The organism is Pedococcus soli (assembly GCF_054782575.1).
The window spans coordinates 557965-581639 of sequence record NZ_BAAGSF010000003.1 but is presented as its reverse complement, the minus strand read 5'-3'; the positions used below and the strand labels follow the sequence as shown (position 1 = coordinate 581639).

Annotated in this window: 21 protein-coding genes; 7 read left to right on the top strand and 14 right to left on the bottom strand. The window is 72.2% G+C overall.

Annotated elements, in window-relative coordinates:
- Window positions 1-59 precede the first annotated feature (59 nt).
- A complete protein-coding gene (locus ACYVKF_RS05790) occupies window positions 60-2063 on the bottom strand; it encodes a TIGR03960 family B12-binding radical SAM protein (protein ID WP_460965464.1) in 2004 nt (667 codons plus the stop codon).
- A gap of 58 nt (window positions 2064-2121) precedes the next feature.
- Here ACYVKF_RS05790 and ACYVKF_RS05785 point away from each other — a divergent pair, with 58 nt between their 5' ends.
- The 3 genes from ACYVKF_RS05785 to ACYVKF_RS05775 all read left to right on the top strand — a co-directional run bounded on the left by ACYVKF_RS05785 (window position 2122) and on the right by ACYVKF_RS05775 (window position 3530).
- Window positions 2122-2685: an SRPBCC family protein gene (locus ACYVKF_RS05785; protein ID WP_460965462.1), complete on the top strand. Its 564-nt coding sequence runs from the start codon at window positions 2122-2124 to the stop codon at window positions 2683-2685.
- 78 nt (window positions 2686-2763) lie between these two features.
- Window positions 2764-2892, top strand: coding sequence for a hypothetical protein (locus tag ACYVKF_RS05780; protein WP_255353202.1), 129 nt, complete (start codon window positions 2764-2766; stop codon window positions 2890-2892).
- A 44-nt stretch (window positions 2893-2936) separates the two neighbouring features.
- Complete coding sequence (locus ACYVKF_RS05775; protein WP_460965460.1) at window positions 2937-3530, top strand: protein-L-isoaspartate O-methyltransferase family protein; 594 nt, start codon at window positions 2937-2939, stop codon at window positions 3528-3530.
- A gap of 124 nt (window positions 3531-3654) precedes the next feature.
- On the opposite strand, the gene ACYVKF_RS05770 is transcribed toward ACYVKF_RS05775, so the two are convergent.
- From ACYVKF_RS05770 to rimP, 9 genes are all read right to left on the bottom strand, one after another.
- A complete protein-coding gene (locus ACYVKF_RS05770; protein WP_056918164.1) occupies window positions 3655-5517 on the bottom strand; it encodes an AMP-dependent synthetase/ligase in 1863 nt (620 codons plus the stop codon).
- Between the two features lie 109 nt (window positions 5518-5626).
- Window positions 5627-6805, bottom strand: coding sequence for a rod shape-determining protein RodA (gene rodA / locus ACYVKF_RS05765; protein ID WP_460965458.1), 1179 nt, complete (start codon window positions 6803-6805; stop codon window positions 5627-5629).
- On the bottom strand, window positions 6769-7731 hold the full coding sequence (locus ACYVKF_RS05760) for a bifunctional riboflavin kinase/FAD synthetase (protein WP_056918439.1): 963 nt from the start codon (window positions 7729-7731) through the stop codon (window positions 6769-6771). Before ACYVKF_RS05760 ends, rodA begins: the two co-directional genes overlap by 37 nt.
- Before the next feature lie 10 nt (window positions 7732-7741).
- The gene (gene truB, locus ACYVKF_RS05755; RefSeq protein WP_460965456.1) at window positions 7742-8656 is read right to left on the bottom strand and encodes a tRNA pseudouridine(55) synthase TruB; all 915 of its coding nucleotides are present in this window, start codon (window positions 8654-8656) and stop codon (window positions 7742-7744) included.
- Complete coding sequence (gene rbfA / locus ACYVKF_RS05750) at window positions 8643-9152, bottom strand: 30S ribosome-binding factor RbfA (RefSeq protein ID WP_056915070.1); 510 nt, start codon at window positions 9150-9152, stop codon at window positions 8643-8645. The genes truB and rbfA overlap by 14 nt, the downstream gene beginning before the upstream one ends.
- Before the next feature lie 182 nt (window positions 9153-9334).
- Window positions 9335-12247, bottom strand: coding sequence for a translation initiation factor IF-2 (gene infB, locus ACYVKF_RS05745; protein WP_460965454.1), 2913 nt, complete (start codon window positions 12245-12247; stop codon window positions 9335-9337).
- 154 nt (window positions 12248-12401) lie between these two features.
- Window positions 12402-12641, bottom strand: coding sequence for a YlxR family protein (locus ACYVKF_RS05740; RefSeq protein WP_235529087.1), 240 nt, complete (start codon window positions 12639-12641; stop codon window positions 12402-12404).
- Between the two features lie 137 nt (window positions 12642-12778).
- Window positions 12779-13939, bottom strand: a complete 1161-nt coding sequence (gene nusA / locus ACYVKF_RS05735) for a transcription termination factor NusA (protein WP_460965452.1) — start codon at window positions 13937-13939, stop codon at window positions 12779-12781.
- A 2-nt stretch (window positions 13940-13941) separates the two neighbouring features.
- Window positions 13942-14547, bottom strand: a complete 606-nt coding sequence (rimP, locus tag ACYVKF_RS05730) for a ribosome maturation factor RimP (RefSeq protein ID WP_460965450.1) — start codon at window positions 14545-14547, stop codon at window positions 13942-13944.
- 102 nt (window positions 14548-14649) lie between these two features.
- Between rimP and ACYVKF_RS05725 the strand changes: the two genes are divergently transcribed.
- The 3 genes from ACYVKF_RS05725 to ACYVKF_RS05715 all read left to right on the top strand — a co-directional run bounded on the left by ACYVKF_RS05725 (window position 14650) and on the right by ACYVKF_RS05715 (window position 17611).
- Complete coding sequence (locus ACYVKF_RS05725) at window positions 14650-15672, top strand: DUF4439 domain-containing protein (RefSeq protein WP_460965449.1); 1023 nt, start codon at window positions 14650-14652, stop codon at window positions 15670-15672.
- Window positions 15669-16628 (top strand): aminoglycoside phosphotransferase family protein, encoded by a 960-nt coding sequence (locus ACYVKF_RS05720; protein WP_460965447.1) that lies wholly within the window; start codon window positions 15669-15671, stop codon window positions 16626-16628. Before ACYVKF_RS05725 ends, ACYVKF_RS05720 begins: the two co-directional genes overlap by 4 nt.
- 104 nt (window positions 16629-16732) lie before the next feature.
- Window positions 16733-17611, top strand: a complete 879-nt coding sequence (locus ACYVKF_RS05715) for an LLM class F420-dependent oxidoreductase (protein WP_460965445.1) — start codon at window positions 16733-16735, stop codon at window positions 17609-17611.
- Between the two features lie 7 nt (window positions 17612-17618).
- Here the strand turns inward: ACYVKF_RS05715 and ACYVKF_RS05710 are convergent, their stop codons facing one another.
- Window positions 17619-18314, bottom strand: coding sequence for a response regulator (locus ACYVKF_RS05710; RefSeq protein ID WP_460965443.1), 696 nt, complete (start codon window positions 18312-18314; stop codon window positions 17619-17621).
- Window positions 18307-19884: a sensor histidine kinase gene (locus ACYVKF_RS05705; protein WP_460965441.1), complete on the bottom strand. Its 1578-nt coding sequence runs from the start codon at window positions 19882-19884 to the stop codon at window positions 18307-18309. Before ACYVKF_RS05705 ends, ACYVKF_RS05710 begins: the two co-directional genes overlap by 8 nt.
- Before the next feature lie 212 nt (window positions 19885-20096).
- Between ACYVKF_RS05705 and ACYVKF_RS05700 the strand changes: the two genes are divergently transcribed.
- Complete coding sequence (locus ACYVKF_RS05700; protein ID WP_056915077.1) at window positions 20097-21464, top strand: cation:dicarboxylate symporter family transporter; 1368 nt, start codon at window positions 20097-20099, stop codon at window positions 21462-21464.
- A 156-nt stretch (window positions 21465-21620) separates the two neighbouring features.
- Here ACYVKF_RS05700 and ACYVKF_RS05695 read toward each other — a convergent pair whose 3' ends face one another.
- Window positions 21621-22406, bottom strand: a complete 786-nt coding sequence (locus ACYVKF_RS05695; protein ID WP_460965439.1) for a YqjF family protein — start codon at window positions 22404-22406, stop codon at window positions 21621-21623.
- The gene (locus tag ACYVKF_RS05690; protein ID WP_460965437.1) at window positions 22403-23647 is read right to left on the bottom strand and encodes an FAD-dependent oxidoreductase; all 1245 of its coding nucleotides are present in this window, start codon (window positions 23645-23647) and stop codon (window positions 22403-22405) included. The genes ACYVKF_RS05695 and ACYVKF_RS05690 overlap by 4 nt, the downstream gene beginning before the upstream one ends.
- Between the last annotated feature and the right edge of the window lie 28 nt (window positions 23648-23675).

The window sequence follows — 23675 nt, the reverse complement described above, 5'->3', positions numbered from 1 at the left end:
TGAGCTGACGCGACGGCACGCCTCCCCATGTGTCCGGGGAGGCGTGCCGTTGCAGCGACTCAGTGCGTGTGCGACTCCAGCATGGCCTGACGTCCCGAACCCAGGACGGTGAGCGGCAGCAGGGTCTTGCCGGTCGGCCCGACCTCGATGTCGGTGCCCATCTGGGGGCAGACACCGCAGTCGAAGCACGGGGTCCAGCGGCAGTCGTCCACCTCGGTCTCGTCGAGGGCGTCCTGCCAGTCGGCCCAGAGCCACTCCTTGTCGAGCCCCGAGTCGATGTGGTCCCAGGGCAGCACCTCGGACTCACCGCGGTCGCGGGTGGTGTACCAGGCGACGTCGACGGGCAGGTCCGCGAGGGCGCTCTCCGCGGCGGTCATCCAGCGCTCGTAGGAGAAGTGCTCGCTCCACCCGTCGAACCGGCCACCGTCGCGCCACACCTGCTCGATGACCTTGCCGACGCGCCGGTCACCACGGGACAGCAGTCCTTCGACGATGCCGGGCTTGCCGTCGTGGTAACGGAATCCGATCGACGAGCCGTAGCGGCGGTCGGACCGGATCGCCTCGCGCAGCTTGGCCAGTCGGGCGTCGGTCTCCTCGGCGCCGAGCTGACCGCACCACTGGAACGGCGTGTGCGGCTTGGGCACGAACCCACCGATCGAGACGGTGCAGCGGATGTCGCGACGACCGCTGACCTGGCGACCGGTCTCGATGACCTTCTTGGCGAGCTCCGCGATCTGGAGCACGTCCTCGTCGGTCTCGGTCGGAAGGCCGCACATGAAGTAGAGCTTCACCTGTCGCCACCCCGCGCCGTACGCGGCGGCGACGGTGCTGATGAGGTCCTCCTCGGACACCATCTTGTTGATCACCTTGCGGATCCGCTCGCTGCCGCCCTCGGGGGCGAAGGTGAGGCCGGAGCGGCGACCGTTGCGGGTCAGCTCGTTCGCGAGGTCGATGTTGAACGCGTCGACCCGGGTCGAGGGCAGCGACAGGCCCGTCTGGGTGCCGTCGTAGCGGTCGGCCAGGCCCTTGGTGATGTCCGCGATCTCGGAGTGGTCCGCCGAGCTCAACGACAGCAGGCCGACCTCCTCGAACCCCGTCGCCGCCAGCCCGCGCTCCACCATCTCGCCGATGCCGGTGATGCTTCGCTCCCGCACCGGACGCGTGATCATGCCGGCCTGGCAGAAGCGGCAACCGCGGGTGCACCCCCGGAAGATCTCGACGGACATGCGCTCGTGGACCGACTCCGCGAGCGGCACGAGCGGCTGCTTCGGGTAGGGCCACGCGTCAAGGTCCATGACGGTGTGCTTCGACACCCGCCACGGGACACCGGTCGCGTCGGCCGACGGGGCGACGCGCTGGATGCGGCCGTCGGGCAGGTAGGACACGTCGTACAGCGACGGGACGTACACACCGCCGGTCCGGGCCAGGCGCAGCAGCAGCTCCCGGCGACCACCCGGCATACCCTGCGCCTTCCAGGCGCCGATCAGGTCGGTGACCGCGAGCACCGCCTCCTCGCCGTCACCGACGATGGCGGCGTCGACGAAGTCGGCGATCGGCTCGGGGTTGAACGCGGCATGGCCGCCGGCGATGACCAGCGGGTCCTCGTCGGTGCGGTCGACCGCGTGCAGGGGGATGCCCGCGAGGTCGAGTGCCGTGAGCATGTTGGTGTAGCCGAGCTCGGTCGAGAACGACATGCCCAGCACGTCGAAGTCGCGGATGCTGCGGTGGGCGTCCACGGTGAACTGGGGCACGCCCTGCTCACGCATGAGGGCCTCGAGGTCCGGCCACACGGCATACGTGCGCTCGGCGAGGGCGTCCGTCCGCTCGTTGAGCACCTCGTACAGGATCATGACGCCCTGGTTGGGCACCCCGACCTCGTACGCGTCGGGGTACATGAGGGCCCAGCGCGTGGTCAGGGCTTCACCGCCGGGCCCGAAACCGCCGCAGTCCCAGTCCTTGACGGTGGAGTTCAGCTCGCCCCCGACGTACTGGATGGGCTTGCTGACCTGCTCGAGCAGCGGCTCGAGGCGGGCGAAGACTGAGGTGCCTGAGGTGTCGGTCATGGTGTGACAAGGGTAACCGCGCAGGCCGCCACCACCGAAAACGACGAGACTCGGGGGCATGGCACCGCCCCCGACCCCCGGTCCCCTCCCCGGCCTCCCCCCCGCCTGGGGTGTGACGGAGCAGGAGTGGGCCACCCCGCTGCCGTGCGACGAGGGCACCGGGCCGGGCTGGGTGCGGCTGATGCGCGGGGTGTCCTCCTCGGCGCCCCCGGAGGCCGTCTGGCCCTGGCTGTGCATGATGCGGGTCGCGCCCTACTCCTACGACTGGGTCGACAACCTCGGTCGCCGGAGCCCGCGCACCCTCGACCCGGCGCTCACCGCGCTGCGCCCCGGGCAGGTCGTGGCGACGGTGTTCACGCTCGAGTCCTTCGTCCCCGGTCAGAGCCTCACGATGACGATGCGCACGGGGCGCGCCACGTCCGCGTTCGGAGACGTGCGGGCCACGTATGCCGTGTGGCCGGCTCCCGGCGGAGGCAGCCGCATCGTGGGCGTCATGCACTGCGCACCGCGGCACTCGGCCCTACGGCGGGTCAGTGGGGTGGCCCTCGACTGGGGCGACCTGGTCATGATGCGCAAGCAGCTGCGGACGTTCGCCGCGTTGGCCGAGGGCGCGACCGGCTGAGGAGGTGGGTTCCGGGGACGCGTCCGGCGTCGCACCGGTCTCAGGGTCTTCTCAGCGCCGGAACCTAACCTGTCGCCCATGCGCGCCTCGACGGTCCGGCTGGTGGCAGCCTTTGCCCTGCTCTTCGTGGTCGCGCTCGCGACCCACACGATCGGCCCCGGGCCGGACGGGCCGAGCCCGACCAGCCACCACGCCGCCCGACGGTGACCTGAGCCGACCCGCACCGAGCCACCTCGTCGCATACTGGAGGGGTGGCGAGCGCGCACGAGCGCGTCGCGGCTGCGCTGGAGGCGATGCCGCGGGCCCGGTTCCTGCCCCGTGACCAGGTGGCCCGTGCCGGGCAGGACACACCGCTGCCCATCGGTCACGGTCAGACCAACAGCCAGCCGACCACGGTCCGCCAGGTGCTCGAGCTCCTCGACGTCCACGAGGGCGACACCGTCCTCGACGTGGGTTCCGGCTCGGGGTGGACCACGGCCCTCCTGGCGCACCTGACCGGCCCGACCGGCTCGGTCGTGGGCGTGGAGCGGGTGCCTGCCCTCGTGACCGTGGGTGCGGCACATCTGGCCGACGCGGGCGTGCCCTGGGCGCGTGTGGAGCCCGCCGCGCCCGGTGTCCTGGGACGCCCCTCAGAGGGCCCCTACGACCGGATCCTCGTGTCGGCGCAGGCCAGCCGGTTGCCCCACGACCTCGTCGCCCAGCTCGCCCCTGAAGGCGTCCTCGTCGTCCCCGTGCGTGGCCGCATGCTCCGTGTGCGCGCCATCGGCGCGGACCTGGTCGTCGAGGAGCACGGCTGGTACCGCTTCGTGCCGCTCGTCGAGGACCGCGCCCCCACCAGCCGCTGAGAGCGCCACCGCCGGGCGGCGTGCGTCGGGCCACGCCGGTCAGCCCGTGCACGCGCGACGCCCCGTCCACCCAGGGGTGGACGGGGCGTCGGCAGAGGGGCCTACCTCGCAGGGACGGGCGGGCTCAACCGGTGTAGTGCGCGTCGAGCACCGTCTGGTACTTCTCGCTGACCGCCTTGCGGCGCAGCTTCAGGCTGGGCGTGAGGTCGCCGTCCTCGATCGTCAGGTCGTGGTCGAGGATCGTGAACTTCTTGATCTGCTCCCAGCGGTTGAGGTTCACGTTGAGGGTGTCGACGTAGACCTGCACCATGTTGTGCGCCTCCTTCGACGTCACGATCTGCCGGTACGACCCGGAGACGCCGTGGTTGGCGGCCCAGTCCTGGATGGCCTCGGGGTCCAGCGTGACCAGTGCGGTGACGAAGTTGTGGTCGGCGCCGTAGACCATGAACTGGCTGACGTAGGGGCAGATGCCCTTGAAGGTCGACTCGATCATCGACGGCGCGACGTACTTGCCGCTCGAGGTCTTGAAGAAGTCCTTCTTGCGGTCGGTGATCTTGAGGTAGCCGCGGTCGTCGAGCTCCCCGATGTCACCGGTGTGCAGCCAGCCGTCGGCGTCCTTGGTCTCCGCCGTCTCGTCGGGCTTGTTGTGGTAGCCCTGCATGACGCCGGGGCCGCGCAGCAGGACCTCGCCGTCCTCGGCGATCCTCGCCTCCGTACCGGGCAGGGCCCAGCCCACGGTGCCGATCTCGTTGGAGGACGGGCGGTTCACGAAGGAGGCGGCACTCGTCTCGGTGAGCCCGTACCCCTCGAGGATGGTCAGCCCGATCGAGTCGAACCAGTTCGCGATGTCGTGGTTGAGGGCCGCGGACCCCGAGATGAAGAACCGGATGCGCCCACCGAACCGGCTGCGCACCTTGTGCAGCACCAGCTTGTCGGCCAGCGCCAGCTTGCTCGCGAGCATGCCGGTCGGCTTCTCCCCACGGGCCCGCATGGCGGCGACGTCGCGCCCCACGCTCACCGACCAGACGAACAGCTTCTCCTTGAGCCCACCCTCCTTGGCCATCATCGTCGTGATCCGGCCGTAGGCCTTCTCGAAGATCCGGGGGGCGGCACCCATGAACGTCGGCTGCACCACGGCGAGGTTGTCGACGATCTTGTCGACCCGACCGTCGATCGCGGTCGGGAAGCCGACCTGCAGCGGCAGCGTCAGCAGGACCTTGCCGAAGACGTGGGCCAGCGGAAGCCAGAGGTACTGCAGGTCGTCGCTGCGCAGGATGCCGATGGCGTCCACGGCGGCGGCCTCGTAGACCCAGGCGTCGTGGGTGAGGCGCACGCCCTTGGGGCGACCGGTGGTACCCGAGGTGTAGATGATCGTGGCCAGCTGGTCCGGGTGCAGCGCGTCGATGCGGTCGTCGACGACGGAGGGGTTCGTGGCGAGCAGCCCGACACCCATCTCCTCCAGCTCGTCGAGACCGATCACCCAGTCACCGTCCGGGGTGCCGGTGAACGTCACCACCCGGGCGACGTCCGGCATGTCGACCCGCCGGTCGCGCAGCTTGGCCACCTGCTCGTCGTCCTCGGCGAAGACGACCAGGCTGCCGGAGTTCGCCGCGATGTACGAGACGTCGGGCGCGATCGTCGTGGGGTAGATCGTCGTGGTGGCACCGCCGGCGCACATGACCGCGAGGTCGGTCAGGGCCCACTCGTAGCGGGTGGAGGAGGCGATCGCGACCCGGTCCTCGGGGCTGACACCGAGGGCGATGAGCCCGGCGGCCAGGCGGTAGGCACGCTCGCGGACCTCGGTCCAGGTCACCGACTTCCACGTCTGCGTCCGCCCTCCCTCGGCGAAGCGGAACGCCTCCGCATCCGGGCTCTTCGCGACGCGGTCACGGAACAGGTGGGCGACGCTCTGGGCGCGACCCTCGATGACGGCGGTGTTCACGTGCTCGTCCAGGGCGGTGGTGCGGTGCTGCGTGTTGGTCGGCATGACCTTCCTCGGCTCGGCGGGGTGGGTTGCCGTGGATAGTGCCACGCCACTTCACCGAGTGGGGCCGATCAGGCGCGATTGTGCCCGAATGGCCACCGCGGCCCGGTGGTCACCGGGGGCGGCTGGACAGGTGCACGTTGTTGACCAGCCCGATCGCCAACCAGCAGGCGAACATGGACGAACCGCCATACGAGAGGAACGGCAGGGGCAACCCGGTGACCGGGGTGAGGCCGAGGTTCATGCCGACGTTCTCGAACACCTGGAAGAGCAGCCAGGTCGCCACGCCGATCGCCATCAGCCGGCCGAAGGCGTCCTGGGCACGGGTCGCCACGAGGACCGCGCGCAGGACGACGAACCCGAGCAGCACGAGCAGCCCGGCCGCCCCCACGAAGCCGAGCTCTTCCCCCGCGACGGAGAACACGAAGTCGGTCTGCTGGAACGGGATGAACCCACCCTGGGTCTGGTGCCCCTCGAACAGCCCCTGCCCCTGCCAGCCGCCCGAACCGATCGCGATCCGCACCTGACGGGTCTGGTACCCGATCCCCTGGGGGTCGGCCTGGGGGTCGACGAAGGCGGTCAGGCGGTCGCGCTGGTACGCGCTGAGCACGGGTGTCGTGAGCGCCACCACGACCGCCGCCGCGACCAGACCGACCGCCAGGGCCAGCCACCGCTTCGGGGTGCCGGCGACGGCGACCACACCGAGGGCCAGCGCCGCGAGGACGAGGGCCGAGCCGAGGTCGGGTTGGAGCAGCACGAGCCCCACGGGGACGGCGGCCACGGCCACCGCCACGAGCAGGTCGCGGACGGTCGGCTCGGCGCCGCGGTCGAGGCGCTCACCGAGGATGATGGCCAGGCCCAGGCAGAGCGCCGCCTTGGCGAACTCCGACGGCTGCACGGAGAACCCGCCCGGCAGCAGGATCCACGAGTGCGACCCGTTCACCGTCGACCCCACCGGGGTGAGGACGAGCAGCAGCCCCCCGACCGACACGAGGTAGAGCAGGGGGGCCAGCGCGCGCAGCAGCTGGTGCCCCATCCGGGTCACCAGGGCCGCGATGGTCAGGCCCACCGCCGTGGTGAACAGGTGCCGGACCAGGTATGCCGCCCCGGCCTCCTGCCGGGTCGCGGACCACACGAGCAGGGCCCCCACGAGTGACAGCCCCAGGGCGGCGATGACCAGGCCCCAGTCGCTGCGGGCCCACAGCGAGGCTCCCCCGCTGGCCCTCGACCAGAACCCGCCCCGGCGGGAGGCGGTCAGGACGGGACGATCGAGGCCAGGACCTGTCGGCACTTCTCGATGTCCCCGGCCATGGCCTCCAGCAGCTCCTCGATGGACTCGAAGCGCAGCGTCGGGCGGATGTGCTCCACGAACTCCACGGTGACCTGCTCGTCGTAGAGGTCGAGGTCGGTGCGGTCGAGGACGTAGGCCTCGACCGTGCGGACGGTGCCGTCGAAGGTCGGGTTGGTGCCGACCGAGACGGCGCACGGCAGGGTGCGCTCGGGGTCCTGGGTGGCCAACCCGGTGCGGGTCAGCCAGCCGGCGTAGACGCCGTCCGCGGGGACGAGGCCGAGCGAGTCGTCGGACAGGTTCGCGGTCGGGTACCCGAGCTCGCGGCCACGGTGCGCGCCGTGGACCACGGTGCCGGTCATCCGGTGCGGTCGACCGAGGATCCCGGCAGCGGCCGCGACCTCACCGGCCGCCAGGTGGCGGCGCACGGCCGAGGACGACCAGCGCTCCCCCTCGCCGAGGTCGTCGAGGACGACGACGTCGAAGCCGTGGGTGGCGCCGAGCTCGCGCAGGGTGCCGACGTCGCCGGTGTAGCCGCGGCCGAACCCACGCGCGTCGGCGCCGACGACGAGCGCGGCGACACCGAGGGTGTCGACGAACGTGCGGACGATGAACTCCTCCGCGGTCTGCTCGGCGAACTCACGGGTGAAGTCGAGCACCAGCAGGCCGTCGAGCCCGGTCTCCGCGAGGAGCTCGTCGCGCAGCCGGCCGGGGGCGATGAGCTCCAGCCCACCCTCGGGGTGGAAGATCTCGGCCGGGTGGGGGTCGAAGGTGACGGCCACGCTCGGCAGGCCGCGGCGCGTCCCCTCCTCGACCAGCCGGCTCAGCACGGCGCGGTGACCGAGGTGGACCCCGTCGAAGTTGCCGAAGGTCGCCACGCTGCGTCGCAGCGAGTCAGGGGTCTGGGCGGGGTCGGTCCAGCGGTGCACGGAGGACACTCTACGAACCCGCGGGGGCGAACACGACGTGCGACCTGGCTTTGTGACCGGACTCATCGAGCATCGCGACCAGGGTGCCGTCGGGGGCGAAGGCCGCCACGGGCTCGGTGCGGCCCGGCTCGGCGGAGTCGATGCGCTGGCCGAAGCCGATCGTGCGCGCCTGCTCCTCGCTCAGCTCGCGCACGGCGAACTGCGCGCGAGCAGCGTCGGCGAGCACCGTGACCGGCACCTCCTCGGGCGAGTCGAGCCGGCCGAGGTCCTCCAGGGTGTGGGCCCGGTCCAGGGTGAACGCCCCGACGCGCGTGCGGCGCAGGGCGGTGAGGTGGCCCCCGACACCGAGGGCGACACCGAGGTCGCGGGCGAGTGCGCGCACATAGGTGCCCGAGCTCACCGTCACCTCCACGTCGACGTCGAGCACGGGTGTGCCGTCGGCGTCGGCGGTACGGGTCGCGACCACCACGAACCGGCTGACCGTCGCCGGTCGGGCGGGGAGCTGGACGTCCTCGCCGGCGCGGACGCGGTGGTAGGACCGCTGGCCGTCGACCTTGATGGCCGAGACGCTGCTCGGCACCTGCTGGATGTCTCCCGTGAGCTGGGCGACCGCGGCCCCCAGCGCCTCCGGGGTGACGCCGTCGGCCGCGGCCGAGGTGGTGACCTCGCCCTCGGCGTCGTCGGTGATCGTGGCCTGTCCGAGCCGGATGGTGGCGGTGTAGTCCTTGTCGCAGCCGACGAGGAAGGTCAGCAGCTTGGTCGCCCGGCCGATGCCGAGGACGAGGACGCCTGTGGCCATCGGGTCGAGGGTCCCGGCGTGACCGACCTTGCGGGTGCCGCACAGGCGTCGGCCGCGGCCCACGACGTCGTGGCTGGTCCAGCCGGCGGGCTTGTCGACGACCAGGAGGCCGTCAGGCGCGGGCATCCGACGCCGTGCCGTCCTCGGTCAGACCGCCCGTGTCGCTGTCGTCGCTGTCGGCCTCGTCGCCCACGGGAGCGTCGTCCTCGTCCTTGCGGTACGGGTCGGCCTCCCCCGCGTACGTCGCACCGGCAGCGGCAGCCGCCACGGCGGCGTCGCGCTCCTTGGCCTCGCGCAGCAGCTCCTCGAGGTGCGAGGCGGTCTCCGGGATGGCGTCGGCGAAGAAGTCCAGGCTCGGCGTCAGGCGGATCTTGATCTGCTGGCCGACGAACGAGCGCAGCCGGCCCTTGTTCTTCTCGAGCAGGGCCGCGGTCCGTGCGCGCTGGGCCTCGTCACCGAAGACGGTGTAGAAGACCGATGCGTGCTGGAGGTCACCGGTGACTCGGACGTCGGTGATGGTGATGAAACCGAGGTCGGGGTCCTTGACGATCGACACGACGTTGGCCGCGATGAGGACCTTGATGCGGTCGGCGATCTTGCGGGCGCGTCCGGTGTCAGCCACGAGCGGTCTCCTTGCTGGGAATCGGTGGGGCGGAGGCGAAGCTGGATGGTGGCGCGCCGCACCGCGAGAGAGCTTGTGAGAGGTGCAAGCGCCATCATCCAGCGAAGCCGCGGGCGACGTCACCGTCGCCCAGCGAGGCCGGGGGCGACCGTTGGGCCGCCCCCGGCTCACGCTGCATACGATCAGGCGCGCGGCTTCTCGCGCATCTCGTACGTGGCGATGAGGTCGCCGAGCTGGAGGTCGTTGTACGACCCCAGGTTGATACCGCACTCGAAGCCCTCGCGGACCTCGGTGACGTCGTCCTTGAACCGGCGCAGGCCGGCGATCTCGACGTTCTCAGAGACGACGACGCCGTTGCGGGTGATCCGGGCGCGGGTGCCGCGCTTGATCTCGCCGCTGCGGACGATCGATCCGGCGATGTTGCCGAACTTGCTGGAGCGGAAGATCTCGCGGATCTCGGCGGTGCCGAGCTCCACCTCCTCGAACTCCGGCTTGAGCATGCCCTTGAGCGCTGCCTCGATCTCCTCGATGGCCTGGTAGATCACCGAGTAGTAGCGGATCTCGACGCCCTCGCGCTCGGCGTAGTCAGCGTTCTGGCCCTCGGCCCGGACGTTGTAGCCGATGATGATGGCGTCGGACGCCATCGCGAGGTTGATGTTGTTCATCGTGATCGCACCGACGCCGCGGTCGATGATCCGCAGGTCGACCTCGTCGCCCACGTCGATCTGCAGGAGCGCGTCCTCGAGCGCCTCGACAGAACCGGACACGTCGCCCTTGAGGATGAGGTTGAGCGTCTCGACCTTGCCGGCCGCGAGCGCCTCGTTGAGGTCCTCGAGGGAGATGCGCTTGCGGGCCTTGGCCAGGGAGGCCTGGCGGTCGGCAGCTTCGCGCCGCTCGGCGATCTGACGGGCCGTGCGGTCGTCCGGGGCCACCACGAAGGTGTCACCGGCGCGCGGGACCGAGGACAGACCGAGCACCTGCACGGGACGGGACGGACCCGCCTCCTTGAGGTTGTTGCCGTGCTCGTCGAGCATCGCGCGGACGCGGCCGTAGGCCGAACCCGTGACGATGGCGTCACCGACGTGCAGGGTGCCGGCCTGGACCAGCACCGTGGCCGTGGCGCCACGGCCACGGTCGAGGTTGGCCTCGATCGCGACACCGCGGGCGTCGCGGTCGGCGTTGGCGCGCAGGTCGAGCGCGGCGTCGGCGGTGAGCAGGACGGCCTCGAGGAGGGCGTCGATGTTCTGCCCGGCCTTGGCCGACACGTCGACGAACATCGTCTCGCCGCCGTACTCCTCGGCCACCAGGTTGTACTCGGTGAGCTGCTGGCGGACCTTGGACGGGTTCGCACCCTCGACGTCGATCTTGTTCACCGCGACCACGATCGGGACGTCCGCAGCCTGGGCGTGGTTGAGCGCCTCGATGGTCTGCGGCATCACGCCGTCGTCGGCCGCGACCACGAGGATCGCGATGTCGGTGACCTTCGCACCACGGGCACGCATGGCGGTGAACGCCTCGTGACCCGGGGTGTCGATGAAGGTGATCGGACGGTCGACGCCCTCGTGCATCTTGTGCACCTGGTAGGCACCGATGTGCTGCGTGATGCCACCGGACTCGCCACCGGCGACGTCCTCGTTGCGGATGGCGTCGAGCAGGCGGGTCTTTCCGTGGTCGACGTGACCCATGACGGTCACGACCGGCGGACGGGCCTCGAGGTCCTCGTCGTCCTCACCCTCGATACCCGTCTCCAGGTCGATGTTGAAGGCGTCGAAGAGCTCCTTCTCCTCCTCCTCGGGGGAGACGACCTCGATGTTGTAGCCGAGCTCGACACCGAGCAGCTTGAAGGTGTCCTCGTCCAGCGACTGGGTGGCCGTGGCCATCTCGCCGAGGTGGAAGAGCACCGTCACCAGCGCGCCGGGGTTGGCGTTGATCTTGTCGGCGAAGTCGCTGAGCGACGAGCCGCGACGGACCCGGATGAGGGTCGTGCCGTTGCCTCGGGGCACGCTGACGCCACCGAGCGACGGCGCCTGCATCTGCTCGAACTCCTGGCGCTTCGCACGCTTGGACTTGCGGCCACGGACCGGACGACCGCCACCGCGACCGAACGCACCCGCGGTCGAGCCGCGACCTGCGCCACCGCGGAAGCCACCGCCACCGGGGCGACCGGCGAAACCGCCGCCACCTGCACCGGCACCGGGACCACCGGGGCCACGACCAGCGGCACCGGGACCACCGGGGCCACGGGCGCCGCCACGGGCGGGACGCTCACCGGGACGACCGACCGCACTGCGGTCGGGCATCATGCCCGGGCTCGGACGGGGACCGCCGGGACGGGGTCCGCCCGGGCCGGCGGTGCCGCCGGGACGCGGACCGGCAGCGCCAGCGCCGCCGGGGCGGCTCTGCGGGCGCGGCATGCCCTGCGACGGGGCGAACGGGTTGTTGCCGGGACGCGTGGACTCGCGCGGGCCACCCTCGCGGGTGCCGCCCTCACGAGTGCCGCCGTCACGACCGGTGCGCATGCCCTGGCTGGGCGCGAACGGGTTGTTGCCGGGGCGCGGGGCACCCGGGCGGGGGGCGGACGACTGGCCACCGGGACGCGGCGCGGAGCCGGGGCGGGGTGCCGACGGGGCGCCACCCTGCCTGTCGCTGTCGCGGGCGGACTGCACGTCGGCCTTGGCAGCCGGCGCCGCGGGGGCCGCCGGGGCCGGAGCCGCGGGGGTCGCCTTGGCGGCCGGAGCTGCCGGCGCGGGGGCCTGGGCAGCAGGTGCGGCAGCCGGGGCCGGTGCGGCGGGAGCTGCGGGAGCAGCCTGTGCCGCCGGGGCGGCGGGCTCGGCAGGAGCCTGCTTCGCCGGGGCCGGCGGGGTGGGGGCTGCCGGAGCGGCAGGTGCGGCAGCAGCCGGCTTGGCCGGTGCAGCCTTGGCGGCCGGGGACTTCTTGTCCTCCGGGAAGGTCTCCGTCGCCTTGCGGACGACGGGGGCCTCGATGGTCGAGCTGGCGGTCTTGACGTACTCGCCGATGCTGTTGAGGTGGGCGATCAGCGTCTTGCTGTCGGTGCCGAGCTCTTTGGCGAGCGCGCTTACACGGACCTTGGCCACGTTTCTCCTGTTCCTGGTCCGTGCCAGGACAGGCGCGGACCGTCGTTACTGCTGGGGGGAGCTCATTGCTGAGTTCTCATCGGGTGCTCATCAGCGGTCAAACCCACTCTCTGTTACGAGTCATGGTCGGTTCCCATAGCGATGGACGGTTGGTTCAAAGGGTGTTCGACGGCTGGTCTGGACCTCGGTCGTCGACCAACCCTCGAACGTGTGCTGCGACGGCTTCGGGGCCGGCCGTGGCGCCGACACGCAGCGCTCGACCGAACGCCCGTCGGCGTAGGGCCTGCTCGAGGCAGTCGCCCGTGGGGTGCAGCCATGCGCCACGCCCCGGCAGGCGGCGCCACGGATCCGGCACCAACCGGGTCTCCCCGGCCTCGTCCTTCTCCGCGACCACTCGCAGGAGTGCCGACCAGCTATCCGTCCCGCGGCACCCCACACACGTCCGGACGGGAGTCCGGGGCGTCGTGCGGGTGGTGTCGTCCTGTGCTGCGGGCTGGGGTCCAGTCCGGTCGGTCACCACCAGTCTATCCCCTACCGGCGCCCGGGTGCGTCATCCGGACCGCGGCGAGGGGCCCCGGAGCCCCCTCGCGGAGCACCGCCACCAGCGGTCCCAGCGGCACCACCAGCCCCGGTGGTGCCGTCTGCCTGGGTGTCGGGACGGATGTCGATGCGCCAGCCGGTGAGCTTGGCGGCGAGCCGGGCGTTCTGGCCCTCCTTGCCGATGGCCAGGGAGAGCTGGTAGTCGGGGACGATGACGCGGGCCGACCGCAGCTGCGGGTCGACGATCTCGACCGACTCGACCCGCGAGGGCGACAGGGCCGCCGCGACGAACGTCCGGGCGTCGTCGGAGTAGTCGACGATGTCGATCTTCTCGCCGTGCAGCTCGGTCATCACCGCGCGCACCCGGGCGCCCATGGGGCCGATGCAGGCACCCTTGGCGTTGAGCCCGGCGACCTTGGAGTGGACGGCGATCTTCGTGCGGTGCCCCGCCTCGCGGGCCAGCGCCGCGATCTCGACGGAGCCGTCGGCGATCTCGGGCACCTCGAGCGCGAACAGCTTGCGCACGAGGTTGGGGTGGGTGCGGGACAGACCGATCTGTGGGCCCTTGGGGCCGCGGCGCACCGAGACCACGAAGCAGCGCAGGCGCTCGCCGTGCACGTACTTCTCGCCCGGCACCTGCTCGGACAGGGGCAGGATCCCCTCGACGGTGCCGAAGTCCACGGTGACGTGGCGCGGGTCCGGGCTCTGCTGGATGACGCCGGCGACGACGTCGCCCTCGCGGCCCTTGAAGTCGCCCATGATGGCGTCGTCCTCGAGGTCGCGCAGTCGCTGCACGATGACCTGGCGGGCCGTGGCGGCGGCGATGCGACCGAACCCCGTGGGGGTGTCGTCGAACTCGGGACCGAACTCGCGGACCGGTCGCTCGGGTGCGCGGACGGGTGCCGTGGCCTCGGCGTCGTCGCCAGGCTCCTCGACGGGCGGCTCCACCGGCTCGGGGGCGGGCAGCTCCTCCTTGGCCCAGACGACGACGTGACCGGTCTTGCGGTCCAGCTCGACGCGGGCGTTGCGGTAGGAGTCGTCAGTGCGGTGGTAGGCCACCAGCAGGGCCTGCTCGATCGCGGGGATGAGGATGTCGAGGGAGATGTCGCGCTCGCGCTCGAGCGCCCTCAGGGCAGCAAGGTCGATGTCCATGGTCAGTTCTCCTCGGTGTCGTCGTCGATGTCGTCGCCGTCGGCGAGGTCGTCGTCGTGCTGGTCGTCGTGCAGGTCACCGGCCAGGTCCTCACCGGTACCCGCGGGGCGCGAGAACTCGACCTCGACCACGGCCCGGGCGATCGCGGCATACGCGAGCTCGACGGTCCGGGCGGGGGTCTTCTTCGCGGCGGGCACCTCGACGGTGACCACGTCCGGCCCGGCGCTGACGACGCGGCCGGTCACGGCCGGGCCCTCGAGCGGGGTGAGGGTGACCAGCCGGGTGACGTTGCGGCGGAAGTGGCGCGGCTCGGTGAGCGGTCGGTCCACCCCGGGCGAGGTGACCTCGAGGGTGTACGGCTGCTCCCCCATCGCGTCGGTCTCGTCGAGAGCTTCGCTCACCGCACGGGTCGCGTCGGCGACCTCGTCGAGGGTGAGGGGGGCGGTGACGGTCGTGGTGGCGTCGGCCGACTCGGGCAGGGCCCGGTCGATCCAGATGCGGACGAGCCGGCGCTTCCCGGCCGGCGTCACGGCGACGTCCTCCACGAGCAGCCCGAGGGCCGCGAGGGGCCCGTCGACTGCGGGACGAATCTGGTCCTTGACGCTCAACTGACTCGTCCTCTCTGAAGTTTGGTGGTCGTGCGGGGCCCACTCTATCCACGCCGGGAGCGGCACGCATGCCAGCGCCGACCCACGTGGCAGGATCGGCGCATGCCCGAGGACCGCACCGGTGTGCCGCCGTTCCCGACCCGGCACCTGACCCGGCGCACAGTCCTCGGCGCGGGCCTGCAGGTCGGGGGCGCGGCCGTCCTCGCGGCATCCCTGGCAGGGTGCGGGATCCGGCTCGAGGACGACGCCCCGCGGCTCCCAGGGCTGCCCACCCGGCAGCCCGTCGCCGGCGAGTCCTTCCTCCTGCTCCTGCGCCAGCACTGCACCGACCTCGCGGCCGAGGCCGAGGCCCTCGGCGGTCCTGCCAAGGCCCTTCCGGCACGGCTCGCCGTGCTGCACCGTCAGCAGGCCGCCGTCCTGGAGAGCGAGCTGCGGCGCCTCGGGGTGCCCCGCACCGTCCTGGACGCACCCGTGGCGACGGCCACCCCGGGAGCCACCGGGACCACCTCCACGGCGCCTGCCACGACCGCCACCGGTGCGGGCGCGGCCGGGCCCGCCACGCTCGCGGCCTCGGAGGCCACCGACCTCGGGCCCTCCGCCATCGCCGCCCTCGCCCGGGTCGTGCCCGGGACCGTGCCCCTGGCCGGTTCGGTGCTCGCCCAGCGGGCCGCCGCAGCCACGCTGCTCGGCCAGCCGGCGACCTGGCCCGACCCGACGTGGTCCGAACCGTCGCTGGCGGCGTCCTACCTCGACAGCACCCGCGCCGCGGCCTACGCCTTCGAGGTCGTGGCCGCACAGTCTCCCGAGGGCGCCCAGCACACCCTGGCCCTGACCACCCTCGGCGCGTTGAGGGCCAGGGCCAGCCAGCAGGAGTCCCTCGCCGGCGACGCCGCGACACCACCCGCCCTCGGGTACCCCCTGCCGTTCACCGTGACGACCCCCGCAACGGCCCGAGCCCTGGCCGTCCGGGTGCTGACCGACCTCCGCGCAGCCGTGGCCCGCGAGCTGGGCTCCGCGGGCGGGGACGTCGGACCGCTCGGCGCGGTCGTGCAGTGGCTGGCCGACACCGAGGTGCTCGCCTCCCGCTGGGGGGTCGCGCTCGCACCCTTCCCCGGCCTGACGTGAGCCCGGGCCGCCCGCTCCGCACGGAGGACGCCGGGGCCCTGGTGCCGGCCGGGTTCCGGACCTCTGTCGGGCAGTTCTCCGCCCAGGACGGAGGCGTCCGCGGTCCGTCGGGCGCGGACTGGGCCGACCGCCTCCCCCGCCTGCTCGCCGACGTCCTCGCCGACTGGGACCTCGAGCTCGCCGGCGAACCGAGGACGGGCTGGACCGCCCTGGTCGTGCCCGTCCGCCGCGACGGCGTGCCGCTCGCCCTCAAGCTGGTCTGGCCGCACATCGAGGCACGGGACGAACCCCTGGTCCTGCGCCACTGGGACGGCCGCGGGGCGGTACGCCTCGTCGCCGCCGACCCCGGTCGCGGCGCACTCCTGCTCGAGGCCCTCGACGCCACCCGTGACCTCGAGTCCGTCGAGGTCGACACCGCCTGCGCCGTGGCGGGCGGGGTGCTCGCGCAGCTGCACCGGCCGGCCCCGGCGGGGCTGCGGTCCCTGTCGGACTTCGCCCGTGACCAGATAAGCAAGCTCGAGGCCGCACAGGGGCTGCTGCCGCGCCGGATGGTCGAACGCACGGCTGGCCTCGTGCGCGAGCTCACCTCCGAATCCGCCTGCGACGCAACGCTCGTGCACACCGACCTGCACTACCGCAACGTCCTGCACAGCCTCCCCGGCTCCGACCGTCCCGACTGGCTGGCCATCGACCCGCACCCCATGGCGGGCCACCCGGGGTTCGAGGTCCAGCCCCTGCTGCGCAACCGCGTCGACGAGCTGGGGACCGGGTCGACGTTCCGCTATCTCGTCCGTCGTCGCCTCGAGATCGTCTGCGAGGTCGCCGGGATCGACGAGGACGAGGCCCTGGCCTGGACGTACGTGCACACCGCCATGGAGGCTCGCTGGGCGGCGGGTGGTGACGACACCCGCGGGGTGTCGTTCAACATCGCCCTGCTCAAGGCGCTCGACGGCTGACGCCCGCGGCGCCCAGCCGTGCCTCATCGCCCAGCCCGCGACGGTGTGCCGCAGGGCCCGGTCCCCGACGAGCAGATCGTGGGTGGGCGTTGCAGACTGCAAGCATGCGCTTCGGATTCCACTTCCTCGACTTCACCCTCCCTGACGGCCCGGCGTCCTACGCCCCGGCCCTGCGCTCGACCGCGGCTGCCGCCGAGGCCGCCGGCGCCTCCTGGTTCACCGTGATGGACCACTACTTCCAGATGGAGTTCTTCCGGACGGCCCACGACCCGATGCTCGAGGCCTACGCCACCCTCGGCTTCCTCGCAGGCGTCACCGAGAAGGTCAAGCTCGGCACCGTGGTGACGGGTGTGACCTACCGCCACCCGGGGCTGCTCGCCAAGATCGGGACGACCCTCGACGTGCTCAGTGGCGGCAGGGCCTTCATGGGCATCGGTGCTGCCTGGTACGAGCGCGAGCACAAGGCCCTCGGCGTTCCCTACCCGCCGTTGGCGGAGCGGTTCGAGCGGCTCGAGGAGGCCCTGCAGATCATCCGCCAGATGTGGAGCGAGGACGAGGGCCCGTTCGAGGGCAAGCACTACCAGCTCGCCGAGACCATCAACGTCCCTGCGAACCTCAGTCGCCCGCACCCGCCCATCGTCATCGGCGGCAGCGGCGAGAAGAAGACGCTGCGCCTCGTCGCCCAGTACGCCGACGCCACCAACCTCATCGTCTCCGGGACCGAGGAGCTGGCCCACAAGCTCGACGTCCTGCGCCGCCACTGCGACGACCTCGGCCGCGACTACGACTCGATCGAGAAGACCGTCATGGGCCCGCAGGGCGACCCGCTCGACGACGTCGACGGCTTCCTGCGGCTGGCCCAGGAGTATGCCGACCTGGGCGTCCAGCACATCCACCTGCGGGCGATGGCCCCCGACCCCGCGGCCGCCGTGACGGCGTTCGGCGAGCGGGTGGCGCCGCGTCTGGTGGAGATCGGCGGCTGACGCCCGGTCACCCGACCCAGCGGTACTCGACCTCGGGACGACCCTGTCCGACGTAGCGGGACCGTCGTGCGACGACCCTTGTCTCGCAGAGGAACTCGGCATACCTGCGAGCGGTGACGCGACTGACGCCGAGCTCCGTACCGAGCTCGGTCGCCGACCACCCGGAGTCCGCAGCCGCGTCGCGCAGGGCGCGGGTCACCCGGCCGAGCAGGTCCTCGCTCATCCCCTTCGGCAGGGACGTCCGCGTGGTCGGCCGGGCGCCGGCGAGGAGCTCGTCGACCTCGGCCTGGCTGTCCACGCGGTCGGTGGCGGGGAGCTGGCGCCGGTACGCGGCATACGCCTCGAGCCGGTCGCGCAGGGTGGCGAACACGAACGGCTTGAGCAGGTACTGCACCACGCCCAACGACACCGCACCCCGCACGACCTCGAGGTCGCGCGCCGAGGTGACGGCGATGACGTCCGCCCGGTGACCGGCGGCGCGCATCGCCCGGATCACGTCGAGACCGTGACCGTCGGGCAGGTTCATGTCGAGCAGGACCACGTCCACGGCCCCGTTCTGGAGCGCCCGCAGGGCCGCCTTCGCGGTGCCGGCGGTCGCCACCACCTCGAACCCGTCGACGCGCCCCACGTATGCCGCGTGGGCCTCGAGCGCGACCGGCTCATCCTCGACGACGAGGACCCGGAGGGCGGTCGCGTCAGGCACCTGCGCCACCGGTGAGGGGAAGGCGGACCGTGAACACCGCGCCGGGGCCGCCGTCGACGGACAGCGATCCGCCGAGCCGGCCCACCACCTGGGCCACGAGGGCCAGGCCGATGCCGCGACGGCCTTCGCCGCCCTGGTCCTTGGTCGAGACCCCGCGCTCGAACGCCCTCGCCACGGCGCCGGGCGGCAGCCCGGGGCCGGTGTCGGCGACCGTGAGGACCAGGTCGCTCCCGTCGCGCCTCGTGTCGACCCGCACCTGCCGCTCGCCGGGGTGACCCGTCACGGCGTCGAAGGCGTTGTCGATGAGGTTGCCGACGATGGTCACGACGTCGCGCGCGGGGAGCGCGTCGACCGGCCACACCGCTCCCTCGTCGATGCGCAGGTCGATGCCGCGCTCCCCCGCCTCGGCCGCCTTGCCGAGCAGCAGGGCCGACAGGGCCGGCTCCTCGATGCCGGCGACCACCCGGTCGGTCAGCAGCTGGGACAGCTCGAGCTCCTCGGTCGCGAACGCCAGCGCTCGCTCGGGGTGGCCCAGCTCGATGAGGGAGACGATGGTGTGCAACCGGTTGGCCGACTCGTGCGCCTGCGACCGCAGCGCCTCCGTCAGCCCTCGCGCCGAGTCGAGCTCGCCGGTCAGGTGCTCGAGGTCGGTCCGGTCCCGGAGCGTGGCGACCTGGCCGAGCACCCGTCCCTCCCAGCGCGCCGGCGCCGTGTTGAGCACGAGGACGCGGGCCGCCGTCACGTGCAGCTCGTCGCCGCGGGGGGTCTCGTCCGTCAGCGCTGCCACGAGCGGCTCGGACAGGTCGAGCTCGTCCACCCGTCGCCCCACCGCACCGTCACCGAGGCCGAGCAGCCGGACCGCCTCGTCGTTGACCAGCCGCAGGCGGCCGTCCCGGTCGATCAGCAGCAGGCCCTCCGTGACCGCGTGCAGGACCGCGTCGTAGTACTCGACCATCTCCCGCAGCTGCCGCTCCCCGAGCCCGTGGGTCTGCCGTCGGACCCGGCGGGCCACGAGCGCCGTGGCCAGGCCGGTGAGGACGGCGGCGGCCACACCGGCAGCGAGCAGGGCGACCAGCTGGCCCTCCAACCGCTGGCTCACCACGGCGTTGCGGATGCCGACCGCGACCAGGCCGACGACGGGCGCGTCGGGAGCATCGCTCGCGCGCACCGCGACGACCGCGCGCCGTGAGGCTCCGAGCGACCCGGTGTAGTCCTCGACCACCGTGCCACCCGCCTGGGCGTCCTCGATGTGACCGACGAACTTCTTCCCGATGAGCGACGTGTCCGGATGGGAGTAACGAATTCCGTTGGGGCTCATGATGACGACGAAGTCGGTCTCGGTCCGGCGGCGGACGTCCTCGGCGAACGGCTGCAGCACACCAGCCCGGTCGTGGTCCTCCACGGCGGCGACGACGTCCGGGCTGCTGGCGACCGTCCGCGCCACTGCGAGTGCGCGCGCCGTCGCCTCTTGCGTGCCCGCCCGCCGTGCCTGCGCGAACGCGGCGCCGGTGCCGATGCCCACCACGAGCAGCGCCACGAGCACCTGCAGGGCGAACGTCTGACCTGCCACGCTCCAGCGCGCCGGTGAGCTGGCCCACCGCCGCCGGCTCAGCGCCATACCCGCGCCGTCGGGTGACCGAGGCGCCGGCCCGCCGGGGCGACACGTCGGAACTCAATGAACACAAGGGTGACCCTAGTCACTCCGCTCGGCATACTCGTGCGGAGTTCACCGCGCCGGGCACCCCCGGGACGGAGCCCGACCACGAGTCCACTGGAGTACACGTGAGCACCGCAGCCGACAACGCCGTCGACCGTCCGGCACCACGCCGCGACAGGACGCACTTCCTCTACATCGCCGTTCTCATCGCCATGGGCCTCGGCATCGCCGTCGGTGTCCTGTTCCCCGACTTCGGCGTGAGCCTGAAGTGGCTGGGCACGGCCTTCGTCAACCTCATCAAGATGATGATCAGCCCGATCATCTTCTGCACCATCGTCCTCGGCATCGGCTCGGTCCGCCGAGCGGCCCAGGTGGGCAAGGTCGGCGGGCTCGCCCTCGGCTACTTCCTCACCATGTCGACCGTCGCCCTGGCCATCGGCCTCGTCGTCGGAAACATCATCCAGCCCGGCGCCGGCCTCAACCTCACCAAGGAGCTGGCCGCCACCGGCCAGAAGCAGGCTGCCGGCGGCAGCGAGTCGACCACGGAGTTCGTCCTCGGGCTCATCCCCGACACCCTGGTCTCGTCCCTGACGTCCGGGTCGGTCCTGCAGACGCTCCTCGTCGCGCTGCTCGTGGGGTTCGCCCTGCAGAAGATGGGTCGGGCCGGTGAGCCGATCCTCGGCGGCATCAAGCACCTCGAGAAGCTCGTGTTCCGGCTCATGTCGATGATCATGTACGTCGCGCCGATCGGTGCGTTCGGCGCGATGGCGGCGGTCGTCGGTGCCACCGGACTGGACGCCCTCAAGAGCCTGGGCCTGCTCATGGTCGCGTTCTACATCACCTGCGCGCTGTTCGTGTTCGTGGTCCTCGGCGGCATCCTCAAGGTCGTCACGGGCGTCAACGTCTTCTCGCTGCTGAAGTACCTCGCCCGCGAGTTCCTGCTCATCCTGTCGACCTCGTCGTCGGAGTCGGCCCTGCCGCGCCTCATCGCCAAGATGGAGCACCTCGGTGTCAGCCGGCCCGTCGTCGGCATCACCGTCCCCACGGGGTACTCGTTCAACCTCGACGGCACGGCGATCTACCTGACGATGGCCTCGCTGTTCATCGCGGAGGCCCTGGACAAGCCGTTCTCCATCGGTGAGCAGATCTCGTTGCTGGTCTTCATGATCATCGCCTCCAAGGGCGCCGCGGGTGTCTCGGGCGCCGGCCTGGCGACGCTGGCCGGTGGCCTGCAGTCGCACCGCCCCGACCTGGTCGACGGCGTCGGCTTCATCGTCGGCATCGACCGCCTCATGAGCGAGGCCCGCGCGCTCACCAACTTCGCCGGCAACTCGATCGCGACGGTCCTCATCGGCCACTGGGTCGGCGAGCTCGACCGGGCCCAGCTCGACCGGGTGCTCGCCGGCGACGCGCCGTTCGACGAGGCCACCATGGTCGACGACCACGAACCCGACCGGGTCGGTGACCCCGACTCGGTGACCGCCGGCCACTAGCCTCCGACCGCCGTAGGGCGACGCAGGGCGGGTCGCTCGGGCGAGCAGGGCGGTCCTCGCTGAATCCGTCACGAATCGCCCTCGCCCGGCCCGGAACAGGGCCATCGTCGACCGATCTGACACGAATGGACCCCGTCGCCACGGGGTCCATTCGTGTCAGAGGCGTTGCGGGAAACCGAAGGTCGTGCGGACACCTTCGGAGAACAGCACGCTGGCCGGTGGCGTCGTGCGTGCGAACGTCCCCAGGCCGGCAGCCGCCACGAGGTCGTCGTCGAGCTCGAGCACCTCGGCCGACCGCAACGGCCAGGGCCCGTGCGTGTTGGGGACCCAGAGCGACCGGCCGGCCACCGCCGTGTGCAGCCCGAACCTCGCCGTGAGGAAGAGGTCGAGCGGAGCGGGTTCGGCGACGGGCTCCCCCACGCGGATGCTGATCCGCGCGCGGGGTCGTCCCGCCCGCCCTACCTGCCCGCGGGTGCCGGGAGTGGCGCGTGTCGCCCGACGCGTCGTGTACGTCAGCACCCGGGCGCCCGCCGCGTCCATGTCGTCGCGCACCCGCATGGAGGCCCACTGGTACGGCACGTTGAACCCGAGTCGGGCCCCGAGGACGACGAGCAGCCGGGACGCCTCGAGCGACAGGAACACGACCCCGTGGCGCCCGGCGTCGTCGACGGAGTACACCCGCACGTTCGTCTCGGGGAACGTCCCGAGCCACGGCACCGGACCGCCACGCAGCACCCCCGCATCCACCATCCGGAACGGGATCAGCCCTACCCAGGCCGACCCGTCGAAGACGTCGGGGCGCACGCCCCTGGGCAGCAGCGGGGCGAGCAGCGCCGGCTCCACCGGCCAGTGGACGAAGGCGATGTCGCGCCACCACTGGCTCATGATCTGGGTCGTCGGCAAGGGCGGCCCCTGCGGGTCCAGGACCGGTCCGCCGCTCATGACGACGCCCCGGGATCAACGCCGAGGTGGGCCGCGACGGCCCGTGCCGCGCGACGACCGGACACCAGGGCCCCCTGGATCGACGAGGTGTCGCGGTGGTCCCCCGCGACGAACCGTCCCCCACCCAGGGCCACCGGCCGGCGCACCACGAGGGGCGGCGGCACGCACGGCAGCGCAGCGCGGACATCGTTTCGTACCAACAGGTCCCATCGTTCGGCGGAGGTCGACCAGAGCCGCCCCAGCTCGCGCCGGACCAGGGTCACGTCGTCCGGTGCGGCCCCCAGCGTGGTCGCCTGGACGAGCCGCCGACCCGGTGGCGCGTAGGACGGCGCCGCGTCGGAGACGACGGCCGTGTTGACGATCGGACCCCTGGCGCCGTCGACGCGCAACCAACGGCTGGTCGGCGCAGGGTCGGTCGTGGAGAACCACCAGGTGCGCAACGCGTTCGTGGGGGCGACCTCGACCACACCGAGGTCGGCCGCCGCCACCACGTCGGTCGCGACGACGACGGCCCTCGCCGGGACCTCTCCGTCGCTCGTGAGGACGACCGTCCCGGCGCCGAGCGTGGCCCGGGTTCCCAGCCTGACCGGGCGCCGCAGCCGCGCCGCCAGCTGGGCGGGCAGCGCGCGCATCCCGTCCCCGGGGAGCCCGGGGGTCCCGAGCAGGAACGACCGCAGCAGCAGCCGCACGAAGGTCGCGGACGTCACCCCCCGGTCGTCGCCGAGCACCCCCGCGAGGAACGGTTCGAGCACCTCGCGGCGCAGCGGCCCGTGCACCCCCGCCGAGTCCAGCGACGCCGCGAGCGAGGCGTCCGGACCGTCGAGGAGCCGGCGGACCGGTCCGAGCGACGGCGCCGCCCACCGGGCCAGGGCGGTGAGCTCGCGCGGTGTCAACAGGCCCGACGCGAGGGTCCTGGGCAGGGCCCGGGGTTCACGGCGAGGGTCGGCCAGCAGGGCGGTCACGCTCCGACCGTCACCGCGAGGGTGCCGCACCTCGACCCCGGCGCCGAACGGCTGCAGGGCCAGGGCGTCCACGTCCACGAGCCGCCGCACGACCGGGTACGCCGGGTTGAGCAGCTGGAACCCGACGTCGCACAGGTGGCCGTCCACGACCTCGGTCCGGACCCGCCCACCGACCTCCTCGGCCGCTTCGAGCACGAGGACGTCGAGCCCTCGTTCTTCAAGCGAGACCGCGCAGGCCAGCCCGGCCAGTCCCGCACCCACCACCACGACGTCATGCATGGACTCACCGTGTCACGCGCGCGGCCGC